Origin of the sequence: Algoriphagus marinus, assembly GCF_001936475.1 — a bacterium.
Classification (GTDB): domain Bacteria; phylum Bacteroidota; class Bacteroidia; order Cytophagales; family Cyclobacteriaceae; genus Algoriphagus; species Algoriphagus marinus.
This window is the reverse complement of record NZ_MSPQ01000001.1, coordinates 529,966-556,482: the sequence shown is the minus strand read 5'-3', so window position 1 is coordinate 556,482 and position 26,517 is coordinate 529,966. Positions and strand designations below refer to the sequence as shown.

At 42.0% G+C, this 26,517-nt stretch carries 4 protein-coding genes; 3 read left to right on the top strand and 1 reads right to left on the bottom strand.

Annotation, left to right across the window (positions count from 1 at the left end):
- Positions 1-138 precede the first annotated feature (138 nt).
- From BVC88_RS02285 to BVC88_RS21660, 3 genes are all read left to right on the top strand, one after another.
- Entirely contained in the window at positions 139-2,355 is a 2,217-nt protein-coding gene (locus BVC88_RS02285; RefSeq protein ID WP_075349020.1) for an autotransporter outer membrane beta-barrel domain-containing protein, read from the top strand.
- Between the two features lie 270 nt (positions 2,356-2,625).
- Positions 2,626-15,513 (top strand): PKD-like domain-containing protein, encoded by a 12,888-nt coding sequence (locus BVC88_RS02280; protein ID WP_075349019.1) that lies wholly within the window; start codon positions 2,626-2,628, stop codon positions 15,511-15,513.
- A 438-nt stretch (positions 15,514-15,951) separates the two neighbouring features.
- Positions 15,952-21,093, top strand: a complete 5,142-nt coding sequence (locus tag BVC88_RS21660) for a glycine-rich domain-containing protein (RefSeq protein WP_075349018.1) — start codon at positions 15,952-15,954, stop codon at positions 21,091-21,093.
- A 176-nt stretch (positions 21,094-21,269) separates the two neighbouring features.
- Here BVC88_RS21660 and BVC88_RS02270 read toward each other — a convergent pair whose 3' ends face one another.
- Complete coding sequence (locus BVC88_RS02270) at positions 21,270-25,562, bottom strand: hypothetical protein (RefSeq protein ID WP_139316504.1); 4,293 nt, start codon at positions 25,560-25,562, stop codon at positions 21,270-21,272.
- Positions 25,563-26,517 lie beyond the last annotated feature (955 nt).

The window sequence follows — 26,517 nt, the reverse complement described above, 5'->3', positions numbered from 1 at the left end:
TTTTTGATATAGCAAAAGGCAAATTATATTGTACAAGTCTAACCAAATCCGTTCCCTGTAGGGTACCCATTTTATAATTAGTTTTTAATGCGAAGTAGGTATCTTCTCTATTTTCTTCTACTGTTTTGTTGCCAATTCTTGGGAAGCAAAAGTTTTAGTCAAACATACACTTCAAACTCGAACGGAAATTGGAATAATGCCGGTAGGTGGACCATTACAAATACAGCAGGCTGTGGAAGTCCAATTCCCAACACTCCTCCCGTTGCCACAAATAACCGCGCTTGTCAAATCAACATAATCATTAATCACAACGTCAATGGCCTTAATGATTTAGATATTGGAAATAATAATCAGGTCTCTATTCAAATAGCAGCGAATAGAACTCTTACAATAAATAGAGATTTATCAGTAACAGGTTACAATAATAAGTCATTAACATTAAGTGGATCAGGTAATCTAGACGTAGGAGATGATTTCTTAGTTAGCGGAAACAGTAACATAACTATTTCAGGAGATTTAGACATAAATGTTGATGATATAACAGAAATAACCCAAGCTGCTCAGTTTGAAGCTGGTGGTAATATTCAGTTTTCATCCGATCGTATAACAATCGATGGAAACGGTTCATTAAACTTTACAGCTTCTACTAATGCCATTTTCGAATCCACTGGGAATAATAGGGATTTCATTATTCGCGGCGGCTCTAATGTAACCTTTTCAGGTACATCTGGAATTATTTCAAATAGAGATGTAATTATTGATGGCAATACACCTTCAATAATTTTTGAAGATGATTCTTTTATGGAATCTAGAGATTTACTTCTCTCTGATGGCGGCAACATTCAGCTTAGTGGTGGTTCTAGTTTATTAATAGGAAGTGATTTTGAAATAGATGATTCATTTACGCTAGAATTTTTTGATGATTCGGAATTAAATATTGGAAGTGACATGACAATGCTGGGAGGTTCGCAGCTAATTTTTTATGATAATGCTGATTTAGTAGTCGGAGATGATTTAGAAATGGAAGATCAATCGACAATAACATTAAATAATGATGCATCAATTTCTATATCAGATAATATTGAGCTTGTTGACCAATCAAAAATATTAGGTAATGACAATAGTCAAATTGTAATAGAAGGTGAATTATCTTTAGACGACCAATCTACCTTCTCAATGGATGATAACTCGACATTGCTTGTTGAAGGGGATGTTGAAGTGACTACTAACAACTTAGCTAATGGCATAAGGTTCTCAGGCAATTCTGTAGGTACTTTTGATTCAGATGTTTTGTTTGACGGCAACAGTAGTACACTTAATTTAAGAGATGATGCAACAGTGACTATTTCTGGTTCCTTGTTAGCAGAAGGAGGAGCAGATTTATTTGTAAGTGATTCAGGTAATTTGACTTTGAATTCTACACTTACGATAGATAATAGCGGAACTACATTAAATTTTTCAGGAGATTCTGAGATAGTAATTGTCGGAAATTCAAATATTGATGGAGGTGCTGACGTCATAATCTCAGGGAATTCGCGAGCAACTCTAAGGGGAAATCTAAATTTTGACAATAATAATGGTACTAGTTGGACAAGTAGCGGGACTTCTGTTGTTTTGATAGAAGGTAATTTCTCTAAAGGATCACGAAGTGATTTGGATGTCACAAATTCTAGTGTTTTTGAAATATGCACTGGGACATTTCCATTAGAAAGTTCTGACTCTAATATAAATGTTGCACCCTCTCCCGCTTATTATGGAGGCTGTAGAATATTACCTGTAGATTATCTCTATTTCGAGACTAAATACAATTCTTTCTTGCGTTCTGGTGATTTGACTTGGGCTACGGCCAAAGAATGGGAAAATGATCGCTTTGAAGTGGAGCGATCTATAAACAATGTTACTTCTTGGGAAAAAATAGGAGAACTATCAGGGACTGGATACTCAGATGGTCCTATTGAATATGATTATCAAGATTTGAAACTCCCTGTTGCTGGAGGGAATATCTTCTATCGACTAAAACAAGTAGACTTTGATGGAGACTCAACCTATAGTGACACCCGAGCGATCCAAGTAGAACCTCTACTTGGTGTCACAAACTGGAGAGTCTTTCCTAATCCTACCACGGGATACCCTTTTAGTATAGAAATACTCGACCCATCTGCCTATCGGGATGAGCCTGTAACCTTACGAGTGATTTCTCCTACTGGTCAATATGAATTTATTCAAGTGGATGAAATGCGTGAAATGGGTACACAAGTCAGTAACTACTTTGAGCAAAAACCCTCTGGTGTCTATACCTTAGAGATTACTTGGGGAGCTAAGCGGGAATACCATAAGGTGATTTTGAGGAGGTAGTTAAAACTCATTACTTTTTTTTGTAAACAAAATATTCTACTAATTACTTTTTTAGCTAATTGAAAATCAATTTTTTGTATCCCTAATTACCCTTTTGAAAAAATTTTTTAGGTTTTAATTATTAGCCTATATTCGAACTGCTAAAAGTTGAATAATTAGCTATTTTTATTGGTTTATTTAATGATTTGTAGATGTCATTAATAAGCCTAAATAGAATAGCTAGAATTAAAATAGATTTTTTTTTTACATATAATTAATAATTAGAATTCATTGGAAAAGCAGAGCGCTTCTTCTTTTTGTTTAAGGTTAATCCAAGGCTTTTTTAAGTTTTGGGTGATTGCCCTTTTATTTCTTTTTTTTGGTGCTGGGATAACCGAAGGTTTTGGGCAAATAGCGCAAAGAGGAACTGCTACAACAGCCACCAGCGGAACTAACTCACTAACCATTGCAAGGCCAACTGGCTTGCAAGTAGGTGATTTGATGATTGCAACTATTGGTCAAAGTAACGATGAGCGTGACGGGATGGGAAATGTCACCTCTTCTGGCTGGACGGTTATTGATGGAGATAATGTTGGAGGCGGTTCTGACCGTTGGCAAGGAACTGTTTTATACAAAGTAGCAACTGCAGCTGATGTAGCGGCAGCAAACTTCACATTCAATGGTGATGATGATGCTGAAGATATGGTCGGATCTATTATTGCCTTTTCAGGAGTGGATGTTACAGGTGGAGTTGGAGGAACACCTTTTGATGTGGCTCCTGGTGACCTAAACTCTAGAAATAATGATGACTTAAGGACTGAAACCGTCACTACTGTAACCCCGAATGCGGCAATAGTAATGCTTAGCATCATTGGAAACAACAATGTCGACATAGATGACTGGCGCACACAAAACAACAACCCTGGAACCTTAAACGAGCTCTTTTATCGAGATAGAGATGCAGATGCAGATTTGGCTGTAGCTGGGGCATGGAACATAAAAACAAATTCAGGGAATGTAGGAAGAGGTGAAGCAGATCTAGATGATAGCGAAAGAAGCTTAAGTATTTTACTAGCTCTCAAACCAATTACCTGTACAGTAACTGCAAATGCCGGAGCGGCTATGGCTACAATTTGTCAGGGAGGAACTTCCGCTTCCCTAGGAGGAAGTGTTGGAGGTTCGGCAACAGGAGGAACTTGGACCTCTGATGCAGGGGGAACCTTTAGTCCAAGCGCAACCAACCTAAATGCTACTTGGACCCCGCCTGCAGGATATACAGGAACAGCTACCTTAACACTGACTACTACGGGAGGAAGTTGTATCAGAACCGCCTCTAAAACAATTCTGGTAAATCCAAATCCAACGGTTAACGTAGGTTCTCCACTAGCAGCTATATGTCAGGGTGAAACCTCTGCCGCTCTTGGAGGAAGTGTAGGCGGTGGAGCTACTGGAGGAGTTTGGTCTTCTAGTGCCGGAGGTACCTTTTCCCCAAGCGCAACTTTTTTAAATGCCACATGGACTCCACCTGTTGGCTACAGTGGTACAGCTACCCTAACCCTAACTACTTCAGGAGGCTCTTGTGGGACAGTAAGTGCCTCGAAAACCATAACTGTAAACCCCGGAGCAACGGCAAACGCCGGTGGAGCATTGGCTGCGATATGCCAGGGAGAAACTTCTGCCCCTATGGGAGGAAGTATCGGCGGTGTAGCTACTTCGGGAACTTGGAGTGGAGGATCTGGTACCTGGACTAATGCCAATAGTCCTGCTAATGCGACCTACACGGCTGCACCGGGAGAATCTGGTTTAATAACTCTTACTTTGACAACGACTGGAGGATCTTGTGGTACAGTCTCAGTTTCAAAAACAATTTTGGTAAATGCTCTCCCCCAAGCCAATGCCGGTCCAGCCTTAGCTGGAATTTGCCAGGGCCAAACGACCCCAGCAATGGGGGGATCAGTTAGTGGATCTGTTGCGGGAGGAATCTGGAGCGGGGGAACTGGTACTTGGACTAATCCCACCAATCCAGCAACTGCAACTTATACTGCCGGAGCCTCGGAATCTGGAACTATTACTTTAACCCTGACCACTATCGGGGGAAGCTGTGGAGTAGCTATAGCCACTAAAACGCTTACAATCACCACCAGTCCAACAGCTAATGCTGGAGGAGCATTGCCTGAAATCTGTGATGGAGATACCTCAGCTCCTATGGGAGGTAATATAGGAGGTGCTGCAACTAGTGGTGTCTGGACCAATTTAAATGGAACAGGTACCTGGACCAATGCCAATAATCCTGCTACAGCTACCTACACAGCAGGAGCAAACGATAGTGCTTTGGGCCTCATCACCTTACAACTTACTGCTAGTGGAGGTTCCTGCAGTCCTGCAGTTGTTACCAAAACTATACAGGTTAATCCTGGCAAAACCGTAAGCCCTGGTTCCTCCAATACATTCTGTTTTTTTACAGGGGACATTAATCTTACGCATAGTACTACGGGTGCTACCGGAATCTTCGGAGATGGAGTGGATGGGGCCAATGGTCTTCCTACTGGAGTAAGTGCTACATTCAATCCTTCTACTGGGCAAATAAGCATTACTGGTAATGCTACCGAGCTGGGAACCTTCAACTACAGCATCGAAATACTAGGAACATGCGGAGTAGCCTTTGCCACAGGAACTATTGTGGTCGAGGATTGTGGATGTGTTGCGACTTTAGATTTTGCAACAAATCCTTCTGGCACTTGGGTAGTTCCTAATGGTGTGACCGAAATAATTGTTGAAGGCTGGGGAGGAGGAGGTAGAGGAGGTATAAGAAGCGGAAATGAAGGCGGAGGCGGAGGCGGAGGCGGCTATTCTAGGTCCATTCTAAGCGTAAATCCCGGTGATATTTTTAATTATGTAGTAGGTCCTGGCGGAAATAATACTACAATTAATGGCGGGAACACTACTTTTGGCGCAGGTTTGCTTGCAAGGGGCGGAACCGGAGTTGGAAATTCAGGTAGTGGAGGAGCAGGGGGGACGGTTGGTACTGGGAATGATGTAGCCTATTCTGGTGGAAGGGGTGGTGACCAATCAGGATCTAGTAGTGGTGGTGGTGGATCCTCCGGCTATGCCAATTCTAATGGTGCAAATGGCGGTGTAATAACTCCTGGAACAATTCCAGCTGGAAGTGATGGAGGAAATGGGGGAGCTGGAACCAATGTACAAAATACCAGTGGTCAGGCGGGCCAAGTTCCGGGAGGTGGTGGTGGTGGTGCAAGATGGGATGGCTCAAGTTCATCTGTATTTGGAGGAAATGGGGGAGCTGGAAGAATCAAAATTTCTTATACTCTGACTGCAGGTATTGTAAATGGGCCTCAATCCATTTGTATTGGAAGTACTACAACGTTTACTTCCACGATGGCAGGTGGGGTTTGGTCATCTGCTGATGAAACTATCGCAACCGTCAACCCTACAACAGGTGTGATTACCGGAGTAAGTGCAGGTGCTGCAACTATTCGCTATACTATAACCGGCTGTACAGTAGCCACCTCCTCCAGAACAGTCTTCATCAACCAGCCTATTAGCCCTGGAACCCTTAGTGGAAATCAGGATGTCTGTATTGGAGGGGAATCACAGCTTTTATCTACTACCGCTTTTGGCACTTGGTCTTCGGCCAATCCAGCTATTGCCACGGTTTCCAGTACAGGTTTGGTTGAAGGTGTTGCTGCTGGTACGGTAGATATTTTCTATACCCTTCCAGCAAGTGGAGGATGTCCTGCTCCTCAAACCAATATCAGCATTACGGTTACTTCTCCACCCGATGCAGGGACTCTGAGTGGAACTCAAGAAGTATGTGAAGGAGGCACCCGAACATTTTCTTCCACCGTCTCAGGTGGGACCTGGTCCTCAGGAAATCCAGCTGTGGCCACAGTAAATCCAATCACAGGAGTTGTAACAGGAGTATCTGCTGGTTCAGCTATATTGACCTACACGGTAGCCGGATCAGGAGGCTGCGCAAATGATTTTGAAACCCGATCCATCACGGTGACTCCATTAGCGGATGCCGGAACTTTGAGTGGTGTTGATGAGCTTTGCGTAGGAGAGCGTACTACTTTTTCCTCCACATCACTGGGAGGAACTTGGACCTCGAGCAATCCTACTGTTGCCACCATCAACACCACAACAGGTGTAGTTACAGCGCTTACTAGTGGGACAACTACAATTAGCTACACTGTAGCCGGTTCGGGAAGCTGTCCCCAGGATATCGCTACTCGTAGCCTAACCATCAACCCACTTCCCATCCCAAGCTTCACTGTAGCACCTTCTGGTGTGGTCTGTATCGGGGAAGAGGTAATTTATTCAACTCAAGCCGGTCAATTCAACTATAATTGGCAGATCTCCGGAATTGAAGGAATCGATTATACTAAAATTTCTGGCGGAACCAGTACAAGTAATTCATTAACGCTAGTTTGGTTAACACAAGGTTCAAAACAAGTATTCCTGAAATATTCAAATTCCAGCGGATGTTCAGCTGCTGCATTTATTAGTAGTCCTATTTCAGTCAGTCCTCTACCAACTCCAACATTCATTATTGAGCCAGCCGATGATTATTGTTTAGGCGAGGTGTTGACCTACACTACGCAGTCAGGACGGACAAACTACAATTGGAACCTTTCAGGTATCCAGGGAACAGATTATACTATTACTGCTGGTGGAATTAATTCCAATTCAATTTCCATAGAGTGGTTGACAACAGGTTCCAAAACTGTCACAGTCAATTATGAAAACTCAAACGGTTGTGTCGGTAATACTGCTGCATCGAATACAATTGAAATTAATTCATTGCCAGTACCAACATTCACTACAGCACCTTCAGGTCCAGTTTGTATAGGCCAAGAAGTCACGTATACAACCCAGTCTGGCTCCGATATTTCAGATTATGACTGGACAATTTCGGGTGATGAAGGAATTGATTATACTATCACCGCAGGCGGCACCGATGATACAATTACCATAATTTGGCTAACTGACGGGCAAAAAATTGTAACCGTAAATTATGAAAATTCCAATGATTGTGAGGGAGTATCACCGGCAGTTAGCACCATTGATCTGGATCCCCTTCCTGTCCCTACTTTCACAACTGAGCCTTTAAATCCAGTTTGTATAGGAGATGAGGTGACATATACTACAGAGTCGGGACAATCAAACTATGTCTGGACAGTTACGGGGATTTCAGGAACTGATTACAACATCACAGCTGGAAGTATAGGTACAAGTAGCAATACCGTCACAATAGAATGGTTGACTGATGGAGATAAAACTGTAAGTGTTGAATATACAAATGCAAATGGATGTGCTAGTGCAATTTCTGCTTCCAATACGATAACGCTTGATCCCCTTCCAGTACCAACATTCACTGTTCAGCCATCCGATCCAGTTTGTATTGGGGAAGAAGTGACCTATACCACCGAGTCAGGTCAATCCAATTATGTCTGGACCGTATCCGGAACGGCAGGCACTGATTACACCATTACTGGAGGTGGTATTGGAGCAGCTAGTAATACTGTCACCATACAGTGGTTGACTGATGGCACCAAAACCGTCACTGTAAATTATACCGATGCCAATGGCTGTACGGGTATTTCTCCAGCTTCCAATACAATTAATTTGGATCCACTTCCCGCTCCAAGCTTTACTGTGGAGCCATCTAATCCGGTGTGTCTTAATGATGTGGTAACCTATACAACACAGGGTGGTCAATTTGATTATGACTGGGATCTGCCAGGTACTGCTGGTACTGATTACAATATCACTGGAGGAGGTATTGGTATCAGTAGCAATACCGTCACCATTGAATGGTTAACTTCTGGTACGAAAACGGTGACGGTCAATTATACTGATGCAAATGGATGTTCAATAGCCAGCCCTGCTTCGAATACAATTGAAATAAGCACTCCTGTTTCTATTGATCCTGTGATTGATCCGGGTCAGGTCGGTGATACTGAATGCTTTGGTGATGGTTTTGACCCTATTACAATTACTGCATCAGGATCTGGTTTAAGTTACCAATGGTATCGTAAACCAGACAATTCTCCAATAAACACAGACCCAGGAACACAGGTAAGTGGTGCCACTTCTGCGGCCTTTACTCCACCATCTTCTCCAGAGGGTATTTCCTACTATTATGTGGTGGTATCAGGTATTTGTGGAGCCTCAGAAACTTCTGAGCTTACGGGTGCATATATCGTTTCTCCATCAGGTACTTCCATTAATCTAGATCTAGACCCTACGGCTCCTGATGAAGAATTCTGTTTTGGAGCTGGTACTTTCTCTCAACTTGAAATAGCTGCCACTGGTGATGGTGGAATACCGGCCGACTACCAATGGTATCAAAACACAAGCCCTGATAATACAGGTGGCGTTTTACTTTCAGGTGAAACTAACTCAACTTTCACCCCGCCTTCAGATGCAAGGGTTGCAGATGGATTACCGAGATATTACTATGCTACTGCCACCAGTCCTAGTTGCGGTACTGTTACTTCTTCGGTTTCTGGGGCTTTCATAGTCAATCCATTAACGTCTATTGATTCGGAGGATCTTACTGGTGCTATAATTTGTGAAGGTCAGGGCCCATTTAATCCTATTTCTGTTAGCGCTTCTGGAACTGGAACCTTGTCTTATCAATGGTATAGCAATACCACTGGAGTAATTAATACTGGCGCAGATACCCCAGTTGGGACCAACTCTGATACATTTACACCTTCTTCAAATGTCGCTGATGGCGTTCCTGTATACTATTACGTTGTAGTCTCAAGTTCTGGAGGATGTGGGCCCGATCAAACTTCTGGTATTTCAGGAGGCTTTGTGGTAAACGAATTGCCAGTTCCAACATTGACTCCTACTCCAGCAGGTGAGGTTTGTGTAGGAACCTCCATATCCTACACTACTGAATCAGGGCAATCCAATTATGTATGGACGATACCGGGGATTCTGAACACGGATTACACCATTACCTCCGGAGGAATTGGATCTACTAATCATACGGTTACCTTGACTTGGCTAACTGCCGGAACTAAGAATGTATCCATAAATTACAATAACTCAAACAATTGTGCTGCTGCAACCGCAACTGTCAATTCTACAATTGTAAACGCCCTGCCCGTTCCAACATTTATTGCTCCTCCACCTGCACAGGTATGCATAGGAACTTCCGTGACTTATTCTACCCAATCGGGTCAATCCAATTATGTGTGGAATGTACCTGGAATTGCGGGTACTGATTATAACATTACCTCAGGAGGTATTGGAAATACTAGCAATACAGTTACACTTACCTGGTTAACAAGTGGTACCAAAGCAGTATCCGTCAATTATACGAATGGAAACAATTGTACCGCTGCTGCTGCAACAATTAATTCCACAATAGTAAATGCGCTACCTACACCAACTTTTACAGCTCCTACCGTTTCTGAGGTTTGCGTCGGCACTCCCATAACTTATACCACCCAACCGGGTCAATCCAACTATGCCTGGACGATACCAGGTACCCCGGGTACTGATTACAACATAACTGCAGGAGGAATCGGAACGTCCAGCAACACAGTTACGCTGAGATGGTTGACAGCGGGTACGAAAAACGTCTCAGTAAATTACTCTAACTCGAATAATTGTTCTGCCCCAACAGCTGTAGTAAATTCCACAATTGTAAATGCGCTTCCAACGCCAACCTTCATAGCTCCTCCTCCTTCTGAAGTTTGTGTGGGCACTTCTGTCACCTATACCACCCAGCCGGGTCAATCCAATTATATCTGGACTTTGCCTGGAACTTCTGGAACCGATTTCACCATTACAGGCGGTGGAGTTGGAACTTCCAGTAATTCTGTAACGCTGACTTGGTTGACAGCAGGCACAAAAAATGTTTCTATAAATTATACCAACGCCAATAATTGTTCCGCTGTAGCTTCGGTAGTCAATTCCACAATTATTAATGCCCTTCCAATACCTACATTCACAACAGGACCATCAACTGATGTCTGTGTGGGCACCTCGGTAACTTACACTACCCAAACCGGACAAGACAATTATATCTGGACAATCCCAGGTACTGCCGGAACTGACTATACGATCACGGCTGGGGGTGTTGGGCCATTTGATAATTCAGTAACCTTGACATGGTTGACAGACGGCACCAAAAACGTCTCTGTAAATTACAGTAATTCAAATAATTGTACAGCGGCAACAGCTGTTTCCAATTCAATTGACGTTGATCCACTCCCAGTTCCTACATTTACAGATGCTCCTACTGCTGACCTCTGTGTAGGAGCTCCTGTTACTTATGCCACACAAAGTGGGCAATCCAACTATATCTGGACAGTACCCGGAACTGCAGGAACTGATTATACCATTACTTCAGGAGGTATTGGAGCTACTAATCACACTCTTACTCTTATCTGGTTAACTAGCGGCACCAAAAACGTTTCGGTGAATTACAGCAATACGGGAGGATGTACAGCAGTGTCTGCTGTTACCAATTCTACGGATGTCAATGTGACGCCTGTGATAACCAACATCACTGGAACTATAATCTGTAGTGGAGCCACATTTAGTGTGACACCCCAAAATGGAACAAACGGTTCAGTTCCTACGGGTACAACCTACACTTGGACAGTTTCCCCAAATGGAAATGTAACCGGTGAATCGAATGTTGCTACCCCTCAAGCCAATATTTCTCAGGCCCTGACCAACACTTCATTAGTGGATCAGACTGTAACCTATACGGTCACGCCAACTACGCCAGACGGATGTGTAGGAAATACTTTCCAAGTCAATGTATTGGTACGACCTACGCCGACAGTAAACCCAATCGCTAATCAGGATGTTGGTTGTTCAGGTCAATCTACCACGGCTGTGAACTTCAGCGGAAATGCCGTGGCTGGAGTAATTTATAACTGGACAAACAGTCATCCATCCATTGGTTTGGCGGCTTCTGGCACAGGAAATATTCCTGCATTTGTTCCTGAAAATACCAGCTCAGGGCCTATCACTGCAACAATTACTGTGACCCCAACTGTAAATGGTTGTCCTGGTCCTTCAGAAACCTTCACCATTACTGTAGACCCTACACCTATAATTACCTTACAGGCGGATTACTGTGCCGTGGATGGAAATGTGCAACTAGTGGCAAGTTCAAATGTGACAGGTACTACTTGGCTTTGGAATACTGGAGAAACAACCTCCTCTGTGCTTGTCGATATCGCCGGTTCATACTCAGTGACGGCTACTTCTCCTGATGGTTGTATAAGCACATCTTCAATTAGTATAGCTGAAGAATTAATCGTCGATGGATCTTTTACAAACTTTGACCCTGCAAATCCAAGTTTCTTCACGGAATACACCCAAAATCAGGCTTATTATGTAAATGGTAATCCTGCGACAGGTTTATGGCCAGAAGGTTATTATGCAGTAAACGTAAATGCTAACGGAAGTACAACCACAAATCCTCGAGGCTATCATACCGCATTCTACGGAAGAGACCATACCAATAATGCAACTGGACCGAGGAATTTTATGATGGTGAATGGAGGTGCGCTTGTTGGTAGCCCTCTCCGACAACCCGTGATATGGAGGCAAGAAGTGACGGTCGAGCCTTTTACAGAATATTATTTTTCAGCCTGGGCAATGAATTTGAATCCAGCATCAAATGCTAGACTACAATTTAAAATCAATGGTCAATTGGTTGGTACTGTTTTGGATTTATCAACTGCTCCTGAGCCAACTAGTCAGGCTCAGGTAGGATTAGACAACTGGAGAGAGTTTAGATCTAATCCAAGCTGGAGTTCAGGAACTGCAACAACTGCAATTATTGAAATTGTAAATTTAAATACAGCTCTAGGAGGAAATGACTTTGCATTAGATGATATCTCTTTTGGTACCCTTTCACCATTTATTAGGCTTACTTCTGCTGTTGGTACAGATGATAGTCAGGTAGTTTGCGAAGATTCACCCATTATCGATATCGAATATGCTGTTGGAGGAGGATTAGCAGGTCCTATAGTCACCGGTTTACCAGCAGGGGTCTCAGCAACTTGGAACGGTAGAAATTTGAGAATCAGTGGATCTCCAACTACACCTGGAGAATATGTCTACGAGGTCTTTACTACTGGTTCCTGTCAGCAAGTACGGGTAGAAGGCTTGATCACAGTGAGAGATGTCCCAGATCAAGGTTCAATAGCAAGTGACCAAACGATTTGCGAAGGCGATACTCCTGCGGCAATAACCGGTAGTGTCTATACTCCACAAGATGCTGGCGCAGTAATCTCCTATCGATGGGAAATGAATACTGACATCTCTTCTCCAAATTGGGTAGATGTTCCTGGAAATCCTTCCAGTGCAGATTATGCTCCTTCTGTTTTAGCAGAAACAACCCAATATAGAAGATATGCCATTTCCACAGTAGGTGCGAATAGTTGCGAGGGACCTGCCACTAATCCAGTAACTATCACCTTACAATCCGAGCCGGTAGCCGGATTAATAGCATCAGATCAAACCATTTGTACAGGAGATGATCCTGTGGCTTTTACCAGCTCGTCAAGTGGTACAGGAGATGGAACCATCACTTACCAATGGGAGTTTACAAATTCCTCCAATCCTAGCTGGACCCTGATTTCTGGGGCAACTGCTGCCACTTATGATTCACCAGCGCTGTCTGAAACTACCCAATTCAGAAGAATAACAGTTTCTACCTTGAATGGAGTAGCATGCATATCAATCCCTACGAATACAGTAGTGGTAACTGTGATTCCAGAAAATACGGTAGCCCCTGTAAATCCGGATCCTCCATTATGTTTGGATGTTCCTCAACCGGTTACTATAATTCATACCTCAACTGGGGCAACCGGAATTTCAAATGCAGGCGTTGCAGGAGCGAATGGTTTACCGCTAGGGGTAAGTGCAGCATTTGACTCTGCGACTGGGAATATTACTATCTCAGGTACTCCTATGGAGGTCGGAGTTTTCAATTATAGTATTCCTCTGACTGGAGGCTGCGGTTCTGTCAATGCAACAGGAACCATCACTGTAGCTGATCCATCCTACCCGATTTCGAATATTGAGGTGGTCAATCCTGCAGTAGGCTCCACTCCTCCTTATGTCTCTACATTTACGATATACAGTCCTGAGCTCACTCCGGGAGATTATGAGATTATTTATAGCACAAGTGGTACTAATGCGGTTGCAGATCAAACGATTACTGTGACAGTCACCACAGCAGGTCAATTTACCTTCCAATCTCTCCCCTATTCAAATGAAGGAACAACAATCCTTACTATAAACTCCATCCAAGGAGTTGCCGATCAATGTCCATTCTCAGTACCCACAAACAATACAATTCCTTTTGGAATCAATTGTAGCACAGAGTATTTGGCTGCCGATGGAGACGCCACTTTTACCGTCCCAACTGATATTTTTCAAGTAAGGATTGAAGTCTTTGGAGATGGATTAGGTGGAGCTACCGCATCACAAATAATGACAGTTCAGCCTGGAGGCCAAATTTTCTTAGTTTTTGATGGCACCGATGTTTTCGTGACGGAGGTTCCTGACACAGAACCTGTTGTTGATCGATTAGCACAAGCAATTGTGAGCACTACAGGTCCGAATGGTAGAATTGTGATCACCTATGATTGCACCCCTCCTCCTCCATGTTCGAGTTCTGGTGACGTTTACCAATACACGGATTCAGAAGGATATACTATCATTCGATTTACTGGAGATTGTAACTGGACTGCGCCGGATGGTTTGGATGAATTTGAAGTCTTAGTTGTTGGTGGAGGCGGAGGTGGAGGCTTTGGCGACGCTGCTGGCGGAGGCGGAGGCGGAGCAGTCGTTTATCAGCAATACACGGGTATTTCTATGAATGGATCTCCTGGTTTACAAGGTGCTGTATTCAATGTTTCACCAGGAGGACAAGGTTTAGGCGCAACTAACGGGAATCTTCAAGGACAAAATGGAGAAGGTTCTGCATTTTCTGGTCCAGCCTTTGACTTTGCTGGTAGTAATACATTCACTGACCTAATCGCCGCTGGAGGTGGAGGTGGTGGAACCTCGAGTTCTGATCAAAGCATTCGATCTGGTAGCAACGGTGGATCAGGTGGAGGTGGAGCCGCTTTCGGAACGGATACCTCTGGAGGAGGAATTGCAGATGCTTCTGATGACGGAGAAGGAAATAATGGAGGAACTGCGTTCGGTCAAAGCTTCGGAGGATCGGGCGCTGGTGGCGGGGGAGCTATCACGGATGGGCTAGATGGGTCAGGTGATGCAAACATGATGAGTGCAGGATCGGGTGGAAATGGAGAAATGCGAAGCATTTCCGGAGAGGATGTTTATTATGGTGCTGGGGGTGGAGGCACATCAGCAGGTGCTACTGTTAACGAACCGGGAATGGGAGGAAGCCAATATGCGGGATCAGGAGGTGCAACTTTTTATGCTGGAGGCAGAGGCAACAATACTGGAATAGGTCTTCCTGCCACTACCTATGGTTCCGGTGGAGGCGCAGGGAGAACAGGCGGTAGTGCGGGCTTCCAAGGCGTCGTCTATATCAGATATCCAAACTTCCGTATCCTCCCTGTTGAATTGAGCTATTTCAAAGCATTGTATAATTCACCGTTGCGATCAGGTGACTTATCCTGGGCTACTACCAAAGAGTGGGAAAATGATCGATTTGAGGTTGAGCGATCGGTAAATAATGTGAAAACTTGGGAGAAAATCGGAGAGGTTAAGGGTGCTGGCTATTCCGATGGAACTATCGAATATGATTTCCGGGATTCGGAGCTACCGTTGGCTGGAGGAAATATTTTCTATCGATTGAAGCAAATTAATTTTGATGGAGAATCAACTTACAGCGATACTAAGTCTATTAAAGTAGAAGCAGTACCCGGCACAACTAGCTGGAGAGTCTTCCCTAATCCAACTACAGGAGATCCGATCAATCTGGAAATGCTGGATGCGGGAGCCTATAATGATGAAAAAATCATCGTCAGAGTAATTTCTTCTACTGGAGTTTTTGAAATTATTGAAGGCGAATCTACAGTTAAACTTAGCATTCAACTTTCAGACATACTGAGAGACAAAGCTGCTGGTGTTTATACTATAGAGATCGCTTGGGGAGATTGGAAGGAATACCTTAAGGTGATTTTGATGAGGTAAGCCCTCAAGGGTAGCTTATTTTTGAAATTGAAACAGCATAAGTCTCTTTAAAAAGCCCATCCATTCTTAAAGAAGAAAATCCTGAATCCTTGATTCAGCAAGTTAACTTTTTGGCATTCTCAAAAGCCACGGCCATTTTTGGGCATACTACAAAAAGATAAATTATATCGAAATTACTCTAATAGTGTTTTCTTTATTTTGATATTTAATCCATTTTGAAATTTTAAATCTTTTTCACCTAAATAAATTTATTCCTAAAAGTGGTCTATGTATCACTAAACCCTCTCTGAAAGGTTTAACACTTCCAAAAAAAAAAAATTGATTCCTACAAAAATACCTACCCCCCTGATTATCAAAGATTATTCTTGTTATTCATAAAAATACACTAACTTTGAAAAGCTTTTTCAATATGATGAAACGCATTATATCGTATTTTAAATGGATATCAATTTTCGGCCTATCCTATTTTTTACATTCCTGATTTTTTTCAGCTGGGAGGGGTATGGGCAGAGTCGAACAATTACAATCACTGCATTAGGTACAGGCACTTTCCCTAAACCTTACCAAACTACCCTTCAAGTCTCTATTTGGGGTGCTGGAGGCGGTGGAGGATTTACTGGAGACAACAAAGGTGCTGGAGGCGGTGGAGGAGGGGCTTTCACAAGGGTTAATTCCTATACATTTGGCGTCGGATTCACCTCAGCTCCTTTTGAAGTAGGTTCTGGAGGTTCTGGTCAATCTAATTCGAGTTCAGCAATTGACGGAGGAACATCTTCGTTTGGCCACACTGGCAACTTATTCATAGCCAATGGAGGTTCAAAAGGTTCTGGACTGACAGGAGGTGCGGGCGGAGTAGCTTCAATTTCTGGTGATATTAGATCCTCTGGAGGAAGTTCTCCAAACGGAACTGGCAGTAATAATTCAGGAGGATCTGGTGGAGGTGGTGCAGGCGGAATTTCAGGCAATGGCCAAAATGGAAATAACGACTCAGGTGCAACTCCTCGTGCTGGAGGTGCAGGAAATGGAGTTAACAGCGGAGGCGGTGGTTCAGGAGGTATTGGGAGCAATCCAGGAGCCAATGGAAGTCCAGGAGGAAATTTTGGAGGCGGCGGTGGTGGTGAAGGCAGAAGTAATGCTAGTGGAGGTAATGGAGGAAACGGACAAATTATTATTTCTTGGGCTTGTTCAAATGTACTAGTTTCTGGTAATCCAAACCCTACCCCTGTTTGCTTAGGAACCGGTTTCGGACCAGTAGTATATGACCTAATTGGCGCTACAGGATATACACTGGATTGGGTTCTAAACGGAAGTCCTTCTGCCGCCCCTCCTTCAGGAGTCAGTGTCTCAAATGTCGATGGAAGAATCATCATATCAGGCGCTTCCACTATTGCAGGCACTTTTTCTTATACCTTGGCACCTATCTATCCAACAGTAGGAACTACTTCCGGCTCTTGTTCTGGACCTGGATCATTTAATGGTTCTTTTTCAGTGACACCAAACAACACAGTCGGAACAATTTCCTCCAGCACATTCTGCCAAGATTCTGCCCTGCCGGCTGGCGTAACTCAAGCTACCACAGGAGCTACAGGCATTGGAACTCCTACTGGTTTGCCAACTGGAGTGACAGCTGCTTGGGCTGGAAATCAAATCACTTTTTCTGGAACCCCAACAGTTTCTGGTTCTTTCCCCTACTCCATACCACTAACAGGTGGATGTGGGACAATCAATGCTACAGGAACTCTTACTATCAATGAAACCCCAAGCATTAAAAGCCAAAACACACCAGGAGGTACAACTTGTATTAACGGTTTAGCTTTTAGCCAAATGTCCGTTGGAACTGGATTTGGTTACACTTATCAGTGGTTTAGCAATGATACTCCGGATTATACGACACCAAATTCAATTTCTGGAGCTACTTCGAACACGTATACTCCTCCTAATTCGACCTCAGAAACCACTTATTACTACGTAGTCGTAAGCTCGCCAACTTGTTCAGCTGTTACAAGTTCAGTATCTGGAGCTTATATAGTAACCCCAACCAACACGGTTACTGCAGCTTCTAGCTCACCAACTGTTTGTATAAGCACTGCTTTACCTTCTGCAATCACACATACGACTACAGGCGCTACCGCAATTGGGGCTATTGCTTGGAGCCCTTCCAATCCTGGAGGGATGTCAACTTCTTTTACTAGCAATACAATATCCATCTCGGGGACTCCAGCTAATTCAGGAGTATTTACTTATTCAATTCCTTTAATCGGTGGATGTGGGACTGTCAATGCCACTGGAACAATTACTGTGAATGCAACTGCTGCTATTATTTCTCCAAACTTAAGACCAGCTGGTCAGTCCAGATGTATTAACACCACAGCTTTTGGTGCCATTTCTGTGGCAAATAGAACTGGATTCACCTACCAATGGTATAGTAATACTACCAATGTGAACTCTGGTGGAAGTCCAATTACAGGGGCAAACTCCTCCAGTTATTTACCACTTAACACTGTCGTTGGAACAAAATACTATTATGTAGAAGTCTCTTCTTCTGGCTCTTGTGGAACCACAGTTACCAGTGGAATTTCAGGAGCATTTGTGGTAAATGCACTCCCAATAGTATCATTTATAGCACAGCCATCTAGCCCAACATGTGTAGATAGTGATGTGACATATTCAACCCAAGCTGGCGAAACCAATTACGTTTGGACTATTCCTGGGATACTAGGTACCGATTATTTAATCACATCTGGAGGAAATGGAAGTTCAAGTTTAATCTTAAAATGGCTCACACCAGGTAGCAAATCAGTTACTGTCAATTACCAAGATGCTCAGGGTTGTGGAGCGACTTCACCTGCAACTTCAAATACGATTACAGTACTAAAAAACACCGTGACCCCACCATCGAATCCAAATCCAAGTGCATGTTATACTGGAGTATTTCCTACCATTACACACAGCACTGTAGGTGCAACAGGAATAGGTGCACCAATTGGACTTCCGACGGGACTTTCTGCTGTCTGGACAGGATCCGCTACAAACGGAACAATAACCATCAGCGGGACAGTGGCTGCAACAGTAACTCCTGGCCCGAAAACTTATAGTATTCCCTTAACGGGAGGTTGTGGAACTGTCGTTGCCACAGGAATTATTGATGTTCAGCCAGAGTACACACTCACCGATATTTCCTCTGTTTCTCCTTCAAATTTAGGAGGTGCGGCTACTATTAAATTGACGGTAAGTCCTGCTTCACTTACCAATGGTTCTTATGTTGTAAATTATCAAAGGGGCTTAGCTAATCCCCTTATTGCAACTAATATCACCGTAAATTTTATCAATGGAATAGGTACCTTTTCCAGCCCAGGCATAAACAATGAAAGCCTTACTTCTCTGACAATAAATTCAATCAGAAAAGTAACTGATCCGACTACCTGCCCAGTTCCTTTATTTGCAAATAATGTTACTTTCTTTGGAATACAACCAAAAATTTTCGACACAAATGGAACATTTTATGTACCAGCAGGTATTTTTCAAATCACTGTTAAAGTTTATGCCGGTGGTGGTGGTGGTGGAAGAGGTTCCAGTGGCGCAGGAGGAGGAGGAGGAGGATATTCCGAACAAACTATCTCAGTCGTTCCCGGAGAAGCAATTGGAATTTTTGTTGGTACAGGTGGGGCTGGACAAACCTCCTCTAGTACTCCAGCGGCGAACGGAGGGACAAGTTGGGCCACGCGGGATTCAAGTCCCCCAAATCTTCCTACGACAGGTTTTGCTTATGCATACGGTGGAGAAGGAGCAAATGGAGGAACTCGAGGCCTAGGCGGACTAGGACAAACTACCGATGGTAATCCAGGCAATAATCCAACAACTACATCAGTTGGAGCTGCTGGAGGTAAAGGTGGCGGAGTAGACGGGGGAGCAGGTGGACCGGGTGGTGTAAGTGGAAATGCAGCTGCAAACAGAGGTAAGCCAGGTTTACCATTTGGTGGAGGTGGTGGTGGATCAATAGATAATCGTGATGGAGGTTCAGGAGCATCTGGTTATGTGATTATTACCTATCCACTTCCCCCTGTGAATCCTTGTTTTAAGGTAATTGATGACGGGGCAATTTCTGGAACTACAATAATCGAATTTACCTGTGACTATACTTGGACCGCTCCAGAGGGATTAGCGGATTTTACGGTATACGTTGGTAGTGGCGGAGGTGGAGGGGGCAGCGGCTTTGGTTCTGGTGGTGGCGGATCTGGAGCTTTAATAAAACAATTATTTTCTACTTCTAATCCTTATGGATTACCAGCAGGTTCGACATTTCCTATTACTGTGGGAACGGGTGGACTTGGTGCCTCAACTCAAAACACATCTGGAGGGAATGGTAATCCCTCATCATTTTCAGGCCATATCGATGGAAGTTCGATTAATATTTTAGTACAAGGAGGAGGAGGGGGAGGTTCTCAAAGCTCCATTTCTGGCGCAAATGGTTCCTCCGGAGGAGGTGGAGGGGCAAGACCTAACCCTAGTGGGCAGGGCGGCAATGGAGGAAATTCAATCCCTATATCTTATTCAGGTTCTAATGTCACTTTATATCATGGAAATCCAGGAGGAAATGGTGATTATAATACAAATCAGAATGCTATTGCTGGAGGAGGAGGAGGAGGGTTGATTCCATGGGTTGCTTCAGATCGTCCAGATGGGAAGGCTGCAGGAAATGGTCAAGGTGAAGGTGGCGATGGAGGAAAAGGGGTATCACTGATCATGGGTGACTCCATTAAATACTTTGGTGCCGGAGGAGGTGGGATTGGCGAATATTTCAATGGAACAGAAAAAGTTGGGATTGGAGGGTCTGTTAACGGAGTAAAACTTGGAGGGGATGGAAATTTATCAAGTCCTAGTGCTACAGGAGGTACAGGTAGAAATAAAACTGGTTCTGGCGGTGGTGCAGGATATGGCAAAGGTGGTAAGGGTGGAGATGGCGTTGTCTATATTGTTTATGAAAACTTCCGCATCCTAGAAGTTGAATATCTCTACTTCGATGTAAAATATAACTCAGAAAAAAGAAGTGATGTACTATCCTGGGCCACAGCTAAAGAATGGGAAAACTCCCACTTTGAGATCGAGCGATCGGTAGATGGAGTAACCGCTTGGACTAAAATCGGGCAAGAAGTAGGACAAGGATATTCTGAATCGCCTAAGGATTATAGTTATACTGATACGAACCTTCCAGCTTCTGGTGGAATAGTCTATTACAGATTAAAACAAGTAAATTTTGATGGTTCATTTAGCTACAGTGTAACAAAGTCGATCAAAGTAGATGGTATTAAAGGTCAGGGTTCCTGGATAGTATACCCTAACCCAAGCTCTAAAAAAAGTACGATCACTGTTGATTTGTTAAACAGAGCAGTATATAACGATGAACCAATCTTGATTCAAATCTCTGATATCAGAGGTGTTTCCGAAACATTCACTGTCAATCAAGTAGAAGTCGTTTCTGATGTGGTCAACAGGTATATGGAACAATCAACCCCAGGAGTTTATATCCTTCAATTAATATGGGGAAATAACTCCCAGCAGCTAAAACTTTTAAGAGAATAAAAAAGCAGGAATTGGAAGCTTTATTTCCCAATTTCTGCTTTTTGTTTTCAGAAACCTCACTATCCAAACCCTAGTCGAATTATGTAATTCGAATTCCTCTAATCAGATTACCATCCGAATTAATTTTCAAGCGCACTCTGACTTCTCAATTGAGCTTTCTTATTTTTTTTAAGACCTTATTCTTCATTATCCTCTCTTCTTTTTGGAATCTTCGGCTGACCTAATCCAACACTTCCTTTAAGACCACTAAAGGTGGCTTTCCACCATCCGCCGAAAATAAATTTCGATTTATCCCGCTCATAGTACACATCTGAAATTACCCGATTATTAAAGAACTTTCTTGGATTACTTTTTTTGGTAATGGTGTTAGCTAAAAAAGTCATTAATCCCAATTTACCTGTACCTGGAAGCATACTCACAGAATCTAAAAATTGAATTTTCAAATCCTCATATCTAAAATTCATCTTACCCCAAGCCTCATTCTCGTTAATTTTGAAATCCCATTTGCCATCAGTCACTCTTCCATCTACTACTTTAATAAATGCTCCGTTTGTAAGCATGCTATTTGCCAGAGTAAGGTCAAATTCACCCATAGAAATTTCCACTTCCATAGGGGACAATGGTTCAAAGAAATAAACTGACTTCAGTTTTACATGACCTTGGCCCATAACATTCGTGGTCGCATGTATTACTGATTTCTTTTCAGGATAATCTGATCCTGGCTGCGTAAGAACAAAAGGAGAAATATTCAGATTTAAGTCCTCAAATCGGATAAAACCAGGCGCCATTCCTCTGAGAGCAAATTCTTGATATTCAATTCTACCCTCTCTTAAAATCACCGAGTCCAATTCCATATCGAACGGAGCATTTTGCATCATTTCTTGCGGCATCGGCTTGACCACACCTTCCTGTATGGGAAGTCTCTTATCTCGAAATACATCCAGGTCCAATCCTTCCAACTCCAATTTTTTCGCTTTAATCTTTTTTGAACTGAAGTAAGTATCAAAATCAAGATCAACTAACGAGATTTTTTTTATTGATGCTTCTATCGCATCAGTTTGAAACCCTCGAGTTCGCATATACTCATACCTCCCTACCGCAGGCCCAAAAAATACGTTTTCCAGTGTAAGGTCATTTTCAAAGAACTTGATTTTACCAATTCGAATTTTATTTAAACTATCCTTGGTCATCAAACGGTAATTGGTCAGTGAGAGGCTTAAATCCTTCTCTAGTAGAAATTGTGGTCTCAGATCCATATCCTGACCCATAAGGTTGAGATTCAAATCATTGATTTCAAAATCTAAATTGGAAAATGCCAACCTAGGTATTGGCCCCGTCTCTTTGTTGTGAAGGGTAACACTTCCATGCTGAATTAGAAGATCTTGGAGAATTATGGAGGAAACAAAAGCATTTTCTTTTCGGGAATTCTGAACTGAATTACTTGTCTCCTTTTCCTCGGAATCGAGATACACATTTATCACAGGCTCAGTCAACCTCACTCTGGATAAATCAAAAATCCCGGTGGACTCAATGGTAGATATGTTGTTATGTTTCACTCCCAACTGCTTGATTTTAGCGGAAAAAACAGGGACTCCTTGCTTCCCTATCGTATTGATTGGTGAGATTTCAAAATCAGAAAATACGGTTTCTTCCTCCTTATTATTCACCTCTAAGGAAGTGAATTTCAGATTGTGAATACTATCAGGGAGCGCAAAGGAAAAGTTTTCTAGTTTTAAATCAATCTCCTCAAAAAGTCTCGAAAAATTCTCTTTGGAAGAGGTAGTTGAATCCAATCGAAGTCCGCTAACCTCTAAGTCAAAGTTTGTTTGGATCGATTGGACATCACTTTTTCCAGTCAAATAATTGATAGTCAGTTTTGAATCGAGGGCATCTATTTTTTTGATTCTTATCTCATCAATAGCTTTTGGTAAGGCCTTATTTGAAGTGCTTTTCTTTTTTGAAGTCTTTGCCCCTGCTTCAAAGTCCCTGTTAATTCCGAGCTCGATTTCACTACCATTAACCGCCAGACGATCCAATATCAAGGTGTTGTCGAACAGAAATGATTGTAAGTCTACACCTCTGAAAGCAACCTCCGGTAGTTTCACCTCAAATGCGATTTTACTATCGATTTCCTTGGAAGGAAATAACCTTAGGTTATCAATGAAAATTGTTTTGGACTTTGAATTATAATTCAAGTTGTCGGTATCGACTTCATAATTACCCCCGGCGACATTAAAAGAGTACTTGGCAAGACTTAAATCTATTTCCTCAGAAAAGAAAGTTCTACCTTCTTCAACCGGGACTCCCCTTTCAATCAAAAACCCCTTCAGTTTTAAAGAAAGACTATCCTCGGACAATGAAATATCTTTTGAGCCGGAAAAATTTTCATACTTGATTTGTCCGTCACTGAAACTGACCGAATCAATCTGTATGTAGGAAAAATAAGAAGTCAGGAGCGTTTCAAATTCGTCGGCAGAATTCAGCTGTTCTGAAGCATTTGAACTGACAATTTTCTTTCGATATCTTTTCAATTCCGCTTTGGGGGAAGGAATCAGAATCTCTCCCACGATTAGCTTTTCATCCCAAAAAGCAGCCTGAAGATCTATCCCCTCAATTCTAAATTCCGGAATTTCCACATCAATAACCACGGTTTTATTATAAGCATCCAATGCATTCTGGACAGCATCCGGATTTTCTGGTTTCAATGAGAAATCCTTGATTACCACCCGAGAATTTTTTGAATCTATCAAAATCTCTCCTGCCAGAAATTCATGTAAGTTATCTCTAAGCTTGAGGCGGTATTTATCCATACTAAGGACCATTTCCTCAGCCAGAAAAATATCTTGAATAGAAGTGGTCAGATTTGGTCTGATCAGTACTTTTTCCAAGAGTAAACTGAATCGCTCAAAACCGATATCGTTGCTACGAACTCCAGCCTCATCGGTAAATTGAACTTCACCATCATTTAGCTGAAGTTTTGCTATAGAAACCTCATCCATATAGCCCTTCAGAAGTTCTGATGCTTTACCATCCTTAAAAGGTCTCTTTTCCTTCTGATTCAATTCTTTAAATTCAACTTTTGGAGAATCAATGATCAGTTCATCCATTTCCAATTTCCCTTGATTGTAGAATTGCTTAAGGTTGGCATTGTTAAGCGCAAGCTTTGGAAGAGAGATTTGAATAATATTATCCGGATCCAAAGCCTCAAGAGACTCTACTCTAGGTTCAACTCTTACATTTTCAATGATTAATTCATCCTTAAAGGAAGATAAGGTGACACTTTCACCATAGATCACATGGATATCGTCGGAGAGATATAGGCTTGCATCCTTGATCCTCATAGAAGCATCCTGACCATAAAAAAATTGATTTTTTCGCCTTTCTAGATCATTGCCTAAATAAAACTTGATCATATTGAAATCAAGATCCTTGATCTCAATCCGATTCTTAAGTGAATCTTGAAAGTCTGAGGTCAAAAAACTTCCTTGGACTACAGAAAGCTCTTTGATTTCAATTGACTCCAATATCCCGTCAATCAAATCATTCAAATTTCCGGAAGAAGTGGTATCCTTTTCGGAGGTAATTCGGCGTTCCACCTTGAAATTCGGATTCGCCAATACAATTTCGTCTATCAAAACCTTTGAAGTCATAAAAGCGGTATTCAAATCCACATTACCAACCCTAAGGTCTTTCAGTGAAACATCGTAATAAGCCTTGCTTTCCTTTGTTCGATCCGGGGTAAGTTGAAGTCCTTTTAGATCAATCTGATTATCTAAGGAACTGACCTTAACATTGGTAGCTGAGACCGTATGAACTCCATCAGGTAGAGGGAAATTGACATTTTCGAGATCAAATTCAAATCCTTTGGCATTGAAAGGCGTTTTCCACTCTTGCTGAGTGACCCAGTTCACATCCTTAACAATCAATTTTGTATTCTCTGCCTTGAGAGAATTCTCACTTAGAAAGTTTAAAAAGAAAAGATCTGCATGGACAATTTCAATCTCGTATATATATACACCTGCAAAACTTAATCGATCAATACTCTTTTTGATTTCTGCTTCTAAAGCTTTTACCCGTGATTCTTTTTGGGGCACAATTTCGGATTGATCATCAAAATTCTGCCGATCAGGCAAATCCAAGCTAAGATTTGGATTATCAAGCTCGATCTTTCCAATAGAAAACACCCCTGATGAAAAACTATACCAAAGGCTCTTAATTGCGAGTTGGTCCAAATAGAGATCGAAAAGTGCCTGATCTTGGTTATCCATTCTGGAATTGACAGGTTTTAGGATAATGCCATCCAAAAACAATCCTCTTCGAATGAGTGAAAAATTTACCCTGTTAAAATCAACCTCGTAAACACCTTTAGTGGATTCATTGATTTTTTGCCTTGTCCAATTGGAAAGCAAAAGGTTAGAGCCGAAGTAAACCAAAAACTCTAGGAAAAGTATTGATAAAAAAATAATCATTAAGATTCTAACAATCTTCTTTCGAATCGGGTGCTTGAAGTTCTTAGTTCTATCCTTTCGGTCCATCAAAGGTAATTTTCAACTAAAATAAGGAATAAGCTTTACACTAAATGAAAAAAGCAGCACCTATGTGCTGCTTTTTAGCTGTAGGAGAAGGATTCGAACCTCCACGAAGTAGTTAGGCAATAGTTCGGTTGAATTATGCTTTATGCTAAAATCTTCACCCCCGAGACAGGAGGGCTTGTCTGCCAGTTTCAACATCCTACATTAGAGTAGTTGGTATTATGCCTTTTGCATAAGTGAAGTTTAGAATCGATTTATTATTTTTCGCAATCGATTTAAATTTCAATAGGCCAAAATTAGAAATACCATTGGTTTATTAAAATTTTGGCAATAATTATTTTATTTTTTTACAGTTTAAATTTAAAAAAGCTCTTTTTATTACATTATTTTTATTTTTGACTCAAATTTTTAGAATTAATTATGGATTCCCTAATGACATTTTTTCAAAATCTTCTATTGTGATTTAGTTATTTTATGAAATAACTTATAAGAATAAAAAGGGCATAAAAAAACCATGAAACAAAATTTCATGGTCTTAGTCAATTAACAATAAACCCAAAATAACCTGCTGTAGGAGAAGGATTCGAACCTCCACGAAGTAGTTAGGCAAATTTACGAGCTCGGTAAACGCTTTATCCCAGTAACCTCACCCCCGAGACAGGAGGGCTTGTCTGCCAGTTTCAACACCCTACAGTGTAGTGTAATTTCAATGTATTTTGGAATGCCAACCTTCTGTTGTGCCTTATTGATACTTCAAATATAGAGGGAGCACAGGTTTATTAAAAATATTTCAATAATAATTCTAAAAATTTACAGTATTTTTAATGAAATCGATTGAAAAATAACGATTCGGTAATTTTACTCCTTTTATTACTGTTGAGATTAACAGATT

Bases quoted from the DNA above. Each gene is read 5' to 3' on its own strand.
- BVC88_RS21660 (WP_075349018.1), top strand. From the start codon at position 15,952: ATGGATATCAATTTTCGGCCTATCCTATTTTTTACATTCCTGATTTTT.
- BVC88_RS02270 (WP_139316504.1), bottom strand. From the start codon at position 25,562: ATGATTATTTTTTTATCAATACTTTTCCTAGAGTTTTTGGTTTACTTC.